At 73.7% G+C, this 10118-nt stretch carries 11 protein-coding genes; 5 read left to right on the top strand and 6 right to left on the bottom strand.

The window, feature by feature from the left end:
- Positions 1 to 17: 17 nt before the first annotated feature.
- From ACIRBY_RS29770 to ACIRBY_RS29785, 4 genes are all read left to right on the top strand, one after another.
- Positions 18 to 488 carry an Lrp/AsnC family transcriptional regulator gene (locus ACIRBY_RS29770; protein WP_403906245.1) on the top strand — a complete coding sequence of 157 codons (471 nt, stop codon included), beginning with the start codon at positions 18 to 20 and terminating at the stop codon, positions 486 to 488.
- Between the two features lie 67 nt (positions 489 to 555).
- Positions 556 to 1176 carry an ArsR/SmtB family transcription factor gene (locus ACIRBY_RS29775; RefSeq protein WP_403906247.1) on the top strand — a complete coding sequence of 207 codons (621 nt, stop codon included), beginning with the start codon at positions 556 to 558 and terminating at the stop codon, positions 1174 to 1176.
- A gap of 70 nt (positions 1177 to 1246) precedes the next feature.
- Positions 1247 to 1465 (top strand): hypothetical protein, encoded by a 219-nt coding sequence (locus ACIRBY_RS29780; protein ID WP_403906249.1) that lies wholly within the window; start codon positions 1247 to 1249, stop codon positions 1463 to 1465.
- Positions 1462 to 2763 carry an MFS transporter gene (locus ACIRBY_RS29785; RefSeq protein ID WP_403906251.1) on the top strand — a complete coding sequence of 434 codons (1302 nt, stop codon included), beginning with the start codon at positions 1462 to 1464 and terminating at the stop codon, positions 2761 to 2763. The genes ACIRBY_RS29780 and ACIRBY_RS29785 overlap by 4 nt, the downstream gene beginning before the upstream one ends.
- Here ACIRBY_RS29785 and ACIRBY_RS29790 read toward each other — a convergent pair.
- Both ACIRBY_RS29790 and ACIRBY_RS29795 read right to left on the bottom strand, forming a co-directional pair.
- Positions 2693 to 3490, bottom strand: a complete 798-nt coding sequence (locus tag ACIRBY_RS29790; protein WP_403906253.1) for a S16 family serine protease — start codon at positions 3488 to 3490, stop codon at positions 2693 to 2695. The two genes, ACIRBY_RS29785 and ACIRBY_RS29790, sit on opposite strands and share 71 nt — an antisense overlap.
- A gap of 228 nt (positions 3491 to 3718) precedes the next feature.
- Entirely contained in the window at positions 3719 to 4360 is a 642-nt protein-coding gene (locus tag ACIRBY_RS29795; protein WP_007264382.1) for an IclR family transcriptional regulator, read from the bottom strand.
- A 372-nt stretch (positions 4361 to 4732) separates the two neighbouring features.
- On the opposite strand from ACIRBY_RS29795, the gene ACIRBY_RS29800 reads away from it, so the two are divergent.
- The gene (locus tag ACIRBY_RS29800; protein WP_403906256.1) at positions 4733 to 5764 is read left to right on the top strand and encodes a hypothetical protein; all 1032 of its coding nucleotides are present in this window, start codon (positions 4733 to 4735) and stop codon (positions 5762 to 5764) included.
- Positions 5765 to 5840: 76 nt separating this feature from the next.
- On the opposite strand, the gene ACIRBY_RS29805 is transcribed toward ACIRBY_RS29800, so the two are convergent.
- From ACIRBY_RS29805 to ACIRBY_RS29820, 4 genes are all read right to left on the bottom strand, one after another.
- Complete coding sequence (locus tag ACIRBY_RS29805) at positions 5841 to 7628, bottom strand: DEAD/DEAH box helicase (protein WP_366452226.1); 1788 nt, start codon at positions 7626 to 7628, stop codon at positions 5841 to 5843.
- Positions 7629 to 7745: 117 nt separating this feature from the next.
- A complete protein-coding gene (locus ACIRBY_RS29810; protein ID WP_403906259.1) occupies positions 7746 to 8150 on the bottom strand; it encodes a type II toxin-antitoxin system death-on-curing family toxin in 405 nt (134 codons plus the stop codon).
- On the bottom strand, positions 8147 to 8347 hold the full coding sequence (locus tag ACIRBY_RS29815) for a hypothetical protein (protein WP_403906260.1): 201 nt from the start codon (positions 8345 to 8347) through the stop codon (positions 8147 to 8149). The genes ACIRBY_RS29810 and ACIRBY_RS29815 overlap by 4 nt, the downstream gene beginning before the upstream one ends.
- A 32-nt stretch (positions 8348 to 8379) precedes the next feature.
- Positions 8380 to 9843: an MFS transporter gene (locus ACIRBY_RS29820; protein WP_403906262.1), complete on the bottom strand. Its 1464-nt coding sequence runs from the start codon at positions 9841 to 9843 to the stop codon at positions 8380 to 8382.
- Between the last annotated feature and the right edge of the window lie 275 nt (positions 9844 to 10118).

Consider the following 10118-nt stretch of genomic DNA (forward strand, 5'->3'; position numbering starts at 1 on the left):
ATCGAGGGAAGGTTTCCATGGCCATCGACGAACTCGACGGACGGTTGATCGTGCTGCTGGCGCGCGAACCGCGGATCGGGGTCCTGGAGGCCTCGCGCCGGCTCGGGGTGGCGCGGGGCACCGTGCAGGCGCGGCTGGACCGGCTCCAGTCGAACGGGGTGATCCGCGGCTTCGGGCCGCAGGTGGACCCGGCGGCCCTGGGCTATCCGGTGACGGCCTTCGCCACGCTGGAGATCAAGCAGGGGCAGGGCGCGGACGTACGGGCCCACCTGGCGGGGGTGCCGGAGGTGCTGGAGCTGCACACGACCACCGGGCACGGGGACATGCTGTGCCGGCTGGTGGCCCGCTCCAACGCCGACCTCCAGCGGGTCATCGACCGGGTGGTCGGCTTCGAGGGGATCGTCCGGGCGTCGACGGCGATCGTCATGGAGAACCCGGTGCCCCTGCGGATCATCCCGCTGGTGGAGCAGGCGGCCGGGGACCGCTGACGACATCCAAAGAAAAGCTTGCAAAGAAAGGCTTGCATAGAACTCTTTGCAAGCCTACGGTTGAGCCATGCCCGACAACGACGAAACCCCGCGGCAGCCGGCCCAGCCCGTGCAGCCCGTGCAGCCCACGGTCCGCACGCTCGACGCCCGCTCCCTGCGCGGCCTCGCCCACCCGCTGCGCATGCGCATGCTGGCCGCCCTGCGCCACGAGGGACCGGCCACCGCCTCCCAACTGGCCGAGCGGCTCGGCGAGTCCAGCGGCGCCACCAGCTACCACCTGCGCCAGCTCGCCGCCCACGGCTTCGTCGAGGACGCACCCGGGCACGGCAAGGGCCGCGAGCGCTGGTGGCAGGCGGTCCACCAGGGCACGGCCTTCGACGAGACGCTGATGTACGACGAGAGCGACCCGCAGACGCGCGGCGCCGCCGACGCCTTCCTCCACGAGATCGCCACCATCCACACCCAGGAGCTCACCACCTGGCTCGGCGACTCCCACACCTGGCCGAGGGAATGGCGCTCCTCTTCGGACATGAGCGACTTCACGCTCCGCCTGACCCCCGCCCAGGCCACCGAACTGATCCACAAGATGCACGACCTGGTGAACAGCTACCGCGACCTGCCGCAGGCCGAGGACACCGAGACGGTCCGCCTCCACACGCACGCCTTCCCGCGCCGCGGCCGCGCGTAGCCCCACCGCTCCCCCACCGTTCCCGCACCGCCCCCACCCCCTTCCCCGCCCGCTCCGAAGGAGTCCTGTCATGCACGCCTTCACGCACACCCGGATCCACGCCGCCCGCACCGCCGAACTCGCCGCCGCGGGGGCCGCCCTGCGCCTCGCCCGCGAAGCCGCCCCGGCGGCCCTCCCCACCGCGTCCGCCGCCCTGCGCAACCGGCTCGGCGAGGCCCTGGTCGCCGCCGGGAACCGGCTGCTCCAGTCCCGGCCCGCCCCCGCCCGCGTCCAGCGGCACGCCGTATGAGCCGGCGGCCCTTCGCGGCCGTCCTGGCCGCCAACACCGTCTCCATCGCGGGCAGTTCCCTCACCATGATCGGCGTCCCGTGGTTCGTGCTCCAGACCACGGGCAGCGCCGGGCGGGCCGGGATCGTCGCCTTCTGCGCCACCCTGCCCATCGTCGTCGCGGCCCTGGTCGGCGGCCCGGTCATCGACCGGATCGGCCGCCGCCGCGTCTCGGCCGCCTCCGACCTGGTCTGCGCCGCCTCGGTCGGGGCGATCCCGCTGCTGCACTACGCGGGGCTGCTGGAGTTCTGGATGCTGTGCGCGCTCATGGCCCTCGGCGGCCTCGTGCACACCCCCGGCCTGACCGCCCGCTCCGTACTGCTGCCCAGCCTCGCCGAGCACGCGGGCACCACCGTCGCCCGGGCCGCGAGCCTCTACGACGCCGTCTCGCGCGGGGCCCGGATGATCGGCGCCGCGGTCGCCGGCCTGCTGATCGCCGCCCTCGGCGCGGAGTCCGTGCTGCTGGTGGACGCGGCCACCTTCGCGGTCTCGGCCCTGCTGGTCTCCGCCTTCCTGCGCGGGGTTCCGGCGGCCGATCCCCAACGCTCCGCGGAGAAGACCTCGTTCGCCGCCTACCGTGCCGAACTCGCCGAGGGCTGGCGGTTCCTGACCCGCTCACGGCTGCTGCTGGGCATCACCCTCATGGCGATGACGACCAACGGCCTCGACCAGGGCTGGTCCTCCGTCCTCCTCCCCGTCCACGGCCGTGAGGCCCTCGGCGGGGCCACCGCCCTCGGCCTGATGATCTCCCTGTTCGGCGGCTTCGCCCTGCTCGGCGCCCTCCTCTACGGGGTGTGGGGCGAACGCTTCCCGCGCCGGGCGGTGTTCGCGGGCGCCTTCCTGCTCTCCGGCGCCACCCGCTACGCGGTCGCCGCCGTCACCGACACCCCGCTCCCCCTCGCGGTGACCATGGCCCTGGCGGGACTGGGCGCGGGCGTGCTGAACCCCGTCCTGACGACGGTGGTCTTCGAGAGGGTGCCCGAGGAGCTGCGCAGCCGGGTCTCCGGCGTGACCACGGCGGGGTGCGAGCTGGCCATGCCGATGGGCGGCCTGGCGGCGGGCCTCCTGGTGGACGGCCTCGGCATCACCCGGGCCCTGCTCGCCTTCGGCGGCGTCTACCTGCTGACCACGCTGGGCCCGGTCCTCTTCCCGGCCTGGCGGGAGATGGACGCCAGGCCGTCGCCCCCCGTCAGCAGGACGGGACGTCCCCACCCCGGTTCAGCGCCCGCAGCGCGTTCACCGCATCCGTCAGCGAAGTGACGGGAACCAGCTGAAGCCCTTCGGGCAGCTCGGACTTCGCGTCCGAGCACTCGGCCTTCGGGACGAGGAAGACGCTCGCCCCGTCGCGCCGCGCGGCCTGGGTCTTCAGGCCGACGCCGCCGACCGCGCCGACCGTCCCGTCGGCGCTGATGGTCCCCGTACCGGCGACCGTGCGGCCGCCGGTGAGGTCGCCGCCGCTGCCATCGCCGTCGATCTTGTCGATGATGCCGAGGGTGAAGAGCAGGCCGGCGCTCGGGCCGCCGACGTCGGCGAGGTTGAGGTCGACCTTGACCGACTTGGGGTCCTTGTGGAGGTAGCCGAGCGCCGCGGCCGCGGCGGCCGACTGCGACTGGGTCATCTCCTCCAGGTTGTGCTGCTCGATCTGCTTGTCGCTCCCGCCCGAGGGATAGACGGCCTCCCTGGGCATGACCGCCTCGTCGGTCCTGAACCAGTGGTCGACGAGCTCGTGCAGGCGCATCGTCGAGGAGGGACCGGTGGCCCGGATGGTGGTCATCCGCAGCTGGCCCTTGGTGTCCCGGACCGGGGCGCCGGCGACGGTGATCACCGGCTTGCCCTGGTCGGAGCCCAGCACGTCGGCCGTGGGACCCGGGACGGCCACGACGAAGGGCAGCGGTGCGAGGGCCACGACGGCGAACAGCGCGACGACGGGCGCGGCGCAGACGGCCAGGGCGGTGGGACGCGGCAGACGTGTGAGGCGAGAGAGCACCCGGCCAATCTACCGACCCGCACCGCCCGGCCCGCGCGCACGCAGCCGCGTCCACCGGCGGGACGCCGGCACGGGAGGCCGGGCGCCGGCGTCGGACACCGGAGCGGGACACCGGCGCGGCGTCCCGGCGGACCCGGCGCGGCGTCCCGGCGGACCCGGCGCGGGCGTCCCGGCGGACCCGGCGCGGGCGTCCCGCCGCCGGCTCAGCGCGGACGTCCCGGCGCCGGCTCAGCGCAGTGCGTCGGCGACCTCGCGGGCCGCGTCGACCACGCGGGGCCCGACCCGCTCCGGCACGGCGTCGGCGAGCATCACGACGCCGACGCTGCCCTCCAGGCCGGTGATGCCGACCAGCGGCGCCGCGGCGCCGCTGGCGCCCGCTTCGAGTTCGCCGTGGGTGAGCGTGTAGCCGGGCTCGATGAGCGAGCCCTGACGGGCCGCCAGGATGGCCCGGCCGGCCGCGCCGCGGTCCAGCGGGTGGCGGAAGCCGGCCCGGTAGGCGACGTGGTAGTCCGTCCAGGTGGGCTCGACGACGGCGACGGCGAGCGCCTCCGTACCGTCCACCAGGGTCAGGTGCGCCGTGGCCCCTATGTCCTCGGCGAGCGAGCGCAGGGCGGGCAGGGCTGCCTCGCGCACGAGCGGGTGGACCTGCCGGCCCAGCCGCAGCACGCCGAGCCCGACGCGGGCCCGGCCGCCGAGGTCGCGGCGGACCAGGGCGTGCTGCTCCAGCGTGGCCAGCAGGCGGTAGACCACGGTGCGGTTGACGCCGAGCCGGTTGGAGAGCTCGGTCACGGTCAGCCCGTGGTCGGTGTCGGCGAGCAGCTTGAGGACTCTGAGCCCTCGGTCGAGAGTCTGGGAGGTTTCCGCGGTCACGACGCCTCTCCCTCTGTGTCGTCGGTGGACGGCGGTGACTCTCATGGGGTACAGCGCTGCCGGTCCCTCGGCGACGCACGGAGAGGCCGCCGGTAGCGGCCATGGCACCGGCTGCGCTCCCGCGGCGGCGCTGCCACGGGGCGTTCTGATGCGGGGACAGTAGCGAGCGGGTCCGCTCAGCGGAAGGCCTCGTCCAGAATCCGGTCGCCTCCTGCCGGTTTCGGCCCTTTTCGCCGCGTGACTGTATCGATTCGTAATGTCACCCGACCGAAAATCGGTTTACATGCCCACTACTCTGATCGTGTTCAAAAAGATGTTGAGGGGGGTCGGGGCGACACGCGCCCCGCACGCATACCAGGGGAGAAGCACCGAGTGAAGCTGAAGCGCATGGCCGTCGTGGCCGCCGCCGCCGTGGTGGGTCCGACGGTCCTCATGGCCACGCCCGCGATGGCGGACGAGGCGAAGAACACCGCCGTCACCACCCCGGACTCGGCCCCCAAGGGCGACTCCGCCGCCGCCGAGACCCCGGCCGCCCCGGCCGCGGACACGGCGAAGCCGGCCGTCGAGACCCCTGCCCTGGCCGAGGACGCCAAGCCCGCCAAGCCCGCCGCCGAGAAGCCCGCCCCGGCTCCGGCCAAGCCCGCCCCGTCGGTGGACGACGAGGACGAGGACGCGGCGGCCACGGGCCCGGTCCTCGGCCTGAGCGGTGTTCCGGCCTCCTTCAAGGCCGGCGGCGACTGGACGAACATCACCGTCAAGGTCGACAACTCGAAGGGCAAGGCGCAGGAGAGCTACGTGCTCGTCCTTGCCGTTGCCGACCAGGAGCTCGAGCTCAAGGCCACGGACGTCCACGTTCAGCTCTACTACCAGGGCGGCTGGCACGACGTCGAGATGATGGACGGGGGCGCCCCCGTCGCCCTGCTCACCAACGACGTGGAGATCCCGGCCAAGAGCCTGAGCCTCCAGGTGCGCGTCAAGTTCAACGCGGGCGCGCCCAAGGGCAACATCGCCATCGCCGTCTCCGGCGGCAGCAACGTGGACGAGACCTTCTCGAAGACCGCCTGGGCCGAGTCGAAGATCGTCTCCGCCGCCGACCAGGGCGGCGGCAACACCGGCGGCAACACGGGTGGCAACACCGGTGGCAGCACCGGCGGTCACGACAACGGTGGCGGCCACACCGGTGGCGGCAACGACACCAAGCCGAACGGCGGCGGCACCACCACGCCGATCGTCGACCACACCACCGGCAGCGGCACCGGCACCGGCACCACCGCCGGCGGCCAGCTCGCCGAGACCGGTGCGGACGCCGCCACCAGCTGGGCGCTCGGCGCCGGCGGTGTGGCCCTGGCCATGGGTGCGGCCCTGGTCGCCGGCACCGGCCGTCGCCGCCGCGTCACCGGCTGACCCGGCTCCACGCCCTACGGCAACGGGGTCCGTGCGCACCGCGCACGGACCCCGCTCCGCATCCCTGCCGGAAGGCTCACCGCATCCGCGTGGCCCACTCCTGCACCTTCTTGATCCGCTCCTTCAGCTGCCCCGCCGTCGCCTCCGCGCTCGGCGGCCCGCCGCAGACGCGGCGCAGCTCGGTGTGGATCACCCCGTGCGGCTTGCCGCTCTGGTGGACGTACGCGCCCACCATCGTGTTCAGCGACTTGCGCAGCTCCAGCAGCTCCTTGTGGGAGACCACCGGCCGCCGCTCGGCCGGCAGCTCCAGCAGGTCCGACTCCGCGTCCGGCTTGCGGCGGCTGTGCGCGATCTGCCGCGACTGCCGCTTCTGGAGCAGCAGCTGCACCTGGTCCGGCTCCAGCAGGCCCGGGATGCCGAGGTAGTCCTGCTCCTCCTCGCTGCCCGGGTGCGCCTGCATGCCGAACTCTGCACCGTCGTACAGCACCCGGTCGAAGACGGCGTCGGATTCGAGGGCCTCGAAGGACATCTGCTCGTCCTCGCCGGTGTCCTCGTCCTCCTGCCGGTTCGCCTCCTCCATCTCCTTCTCGGACTCGGCGTACGGGTCGTCGTCCTCGCCCGCCTTCTTCGGCCGGTCCAGGACGTGGTCGCGCTCGACCTCCATCTCGTTGGCGAAGCCGAGGAGGTAGGGGATCGTCGGGAGGAACACGGAGGCCGTCTCGCCGCGCCTGCGCGACCGCACGAAGCGGCCGACGGCCTGGGCGAAGAACAGCGGGGTCGAGATCGTCGTCGCGTACACGCCCACCGCGAGGCGGGGGACGTCGACGCCCTCGGACACCATGCGGACCGCGACCATCCAGCGGTCGTCGTTCGCGCTGAAGGTGTCGATGTTCTTCGACGCGCCGGTGTCGTCGGAGAGCACGACGGTCGGCTTGGTCCCGGTGATCTCGCGGATCAGCTTGGCGTACGCGCGCGCGGCGTCCTGGTCGGCGGCGATGACGAGCCCGCCGGCGTCCGGGATGCCCTTCCTGACCTCCGTCAGCCGCTGGTCGGCGGCGCGCAGCACGTTCGGCATCCAGTCGCCGCGCGGGTCCAGCGCCGTGCGCCAGGCCTGCGAGATGGCGTCCTTGGTCATCGGCTCGCCGAGGCGGGCCTCGATCTCGTCGCCGGCCTTGGTGCGCCAGCGCATGTTGCCGCTGTAGGACAGGAAGATCACGGGCCGGACGACGCCGTCGCCCAGCGCGTTGCCGTAGCCGTACGTGTAGTCGGCGGAGGAGCGGCGGATGCCGTCGTTGCCCTCCTCGTAGGTCACGAACGGGATCGGGTTGGTGTCGGACCGGAAGGGCGTACCGGTCAGGGCCAGGCGGCGGGTCGCCGGGTCGAAGGCCTCCAGGCAGGCCTCGCCCCAGGACTTGGAGTCGCCCGCGTGGTGGATCTCGTCGAGGATCACCAGGGTCTTGCGCTGCTCGCAGCGGTTGCGGTGCAGCATGGGCCGCACGCCGACACCGGCGTAGGTGACGGCGACGCCGTGGTAGTCCTTGCTGAGCGGCCCGGCCGAGTACTCGGGATCGAGCCGGATGCCTATGCGGGCGGCGGCTTCCGCCCACTGCTTCTTCAGGTGCTCGGTCGGCGCGACCACGGTCACCTGCTGCACCACGTGGTGGTGCAGCAGCCAGGAGGCCAGGGTCAGCGCGAAGGTGGTCTTGCCGGCGCCGGGGGTGGCGACGGCGAGGAAATCCCGGGGCTGGGTCTGGACGTACTTCTCCAGGGCCCCCTGCTGCCAGGCACGCAGCTTGCTGGCGGTACCCCACGGCGCGCGGCCGGGGAAGGCGGGTGAGAGGTGGTGGGAGGCGGTAGTAGTCACGGTCTCCGGTTCGGGCTCTCGGCGGCGGTCGTACTCAGGACAACCGGGCCACCTTACCCGCGCCTCACCACCCCCCGCGGAGGGACAGGCCCGTGACCTCGGGCAGTGCGGCGAGCGTCACACCGCGACCAACTCCCGCAGCCTGTCGGCGATCACCGGCACCCGGGCCTCGGCGCCGGAGGCCACGTCGACCACCAGCGCGTAGGCCGCGTCCTGGTCCACGGCCGCCGGATCGGCCCCGTTCACGGCGAGGAAGGTGGCGGCGGCGAGCCAGGCGGTGCGCTTGTTCCCGTCGACCAGGGGATGGTTCACCGCGATGCCGTGGAGCAGCGCCGCGGCCTGCTCGTACGGGTCCGCGTAGGCGGGCGTCCCGTACATGCGGGCCCTCGGCCGGTGCACGGCGGACTCCAGCAGGCCGGGGGCGCGCAGCTCGACCGGCTGCCCCTGGGCCAGGCAGGCGTGCCGGGCCAGGTCGAGGACCTCGGCGAGGGTGAGGTGGCGCACGGCGGCGGCCCCGGTCATGCGCCGAGCCGCTTCAGGAGGGGCTCGTGCAGCCGGGCCAGGCGGGCCGCGGCGTCGCCGACGCGCCCGCGCTCCCGGCGCAGGTGCTCCCGTACGGCCTCCAGGGCGTGCTCCTCGGGCGTGCGGCCGGTGGCGTCGGCGAGGTCGGCGAGCTCCGCGTACGCCGCGTCGGAGAGCCGGATGACAAGATCGTTCACGTACGCAGCGTAACGACGGGCCGGTGACGGCGTCAGCCGGTTTCGGCCGCCGGCCGCTCGTGCAGCCGGGTGGCCACCCAGGCCCCCGCCAGGGCCACGCAGGCCATCGGCAGGAACACGACCAGGAAGGCCGCCGGGTGCGAGGCCCCGCCCGCCGCGTCGACCGCGTGCGCGGCCCCCACCGCTCCCCCGCCCAGCGCGGCGAACGCCGCCCCGCCGGCCGCCAGCAGCACCACGTTGGCCAGGGCGTCGGAGATCTGGAGCGCGGCGGAGTTCGCCCCGGCCTCCTCCGGCGCCGACAGCTGGAGCAGCAGCACGCTCGTCGAGCCGATCACCAGGCCCATGCCGAGGGAGCCCACGGCCCACGCCAGGGCCAGCGTCCACACCGGCACCGACTCGGCCAGCACCGCCGGGGCCGCGGCGATCGCGCACGCCACCATCACCATCCCGGCCACCATCAGCCGCTCCCGGTACGGCGCCGTCCGCCCCTGGGACTGCACCCACGAGCCGAGCGCCCAGGTCACCCCGCCCAGCGCCAGCGAGAACCCGGCCAGGGTCGGGCTGAGGCCGCGCTGGGTGACCAGCATCAGCGGCACGAAGCTCTCCGCCCCGATGAAGGCCCCCGCCGCCACCCCGCGCAGCAGCACCACGGACGGCAGCCCGCGCCGCGCCCGGTACGTCCCGCGCGGCAGCAGCCCCAGCACCGCCGGCACCAGCAGGGCCGCACCGGCGACCCCGGGCAGCAGCGACGGCCACCGCAGGTCCTGCGCGGCGTACTGGAGCAGCCCGGCGCCCACCGAGATCCCGAGGGCCAGCCGGATCCGCCGCCGGTCGAACGCCGCGGGCGCCGCCCCGCCGGAGTCGACCGGCCCGGACGCGGTCCGGCGGATCGCGGGCAGCGCCACCATCAGCGGGACCACGACCAGCACGGGGATCCCGAGGAACACCCACCGCCAGCCGAGGTACTCGGTGACGGTCCCGGCGGCCAGCGGCCCGACGATGGACGGCACCACCCAGGCCGCGGCGAAGGCCGCCATGATCGCGGGCCGCAGCCGCTCCTCGTAGGCCCGGCTGACGACGACGTAGAGCGCGACGATCACCAGCCCTCCCCCGAGCCCCTGGAGCGCCCGCCCGAGCACGAACACCCCCATGACGGCGGCGGTCCCGGAACACACCAGCCCGGCGGCGAAGGCCCCGATCCCGACGGTCAGCGGCCGCAGCGGCCCCTGCCGGTCGGCCCACTGGCCGGACAGGACCATGCCGAAGAGGCTGGTGGTGAAGTAGGCGGAGAAGCCGAAGGCGTAGAGCCCGATCCCGTCCAGCTCGCGCGCGGCGACGGGCATGGCGGTCCCGACGGCGGTGGCCTCGAAGGCCATCAGGAAGATCACGGAGATGATCCCGACGCTCAGCGCCCGGTACGCCGGCCCCAGGATCCCGCCCGACGGCGGGGTCGGGGCGGCGGCGGACTCGGTTATCCGGGGTTCAAGGGCGCTCATCGCCCCAGAGTAAGGTGCACTGCCCGGACTCGCCCCTGTCAATTCGTCGGATCCCGCGTGGTCCGCACGACCTAGTGATCTGGTTTTGAGTCCGTGGGTCGCCACGTGAGGCGTCGCCTGTTTCAGATTGCGGTGTTTGCCTGCGGCAGGTCACGCGCTCGCGCTGTCCTGTGAGCATGGGCGATACCCGGTTGGAACCTGTCGTGTTGTCGGAGGCCGAGCGGCTGACGCTGGAGAACTGGGCCAGGCGCCGTTCGACCGCGCAGGGGCTGGCC

It is taken from the genome of Streptomyces sp. NPDC096136 (assembly GCF_044763325.1).
Classification (GTDB): Bacteria; Actinomycetota; Actinomycetes; order Streptomycetales; family Streptomycetaceae; genus Streptomyces.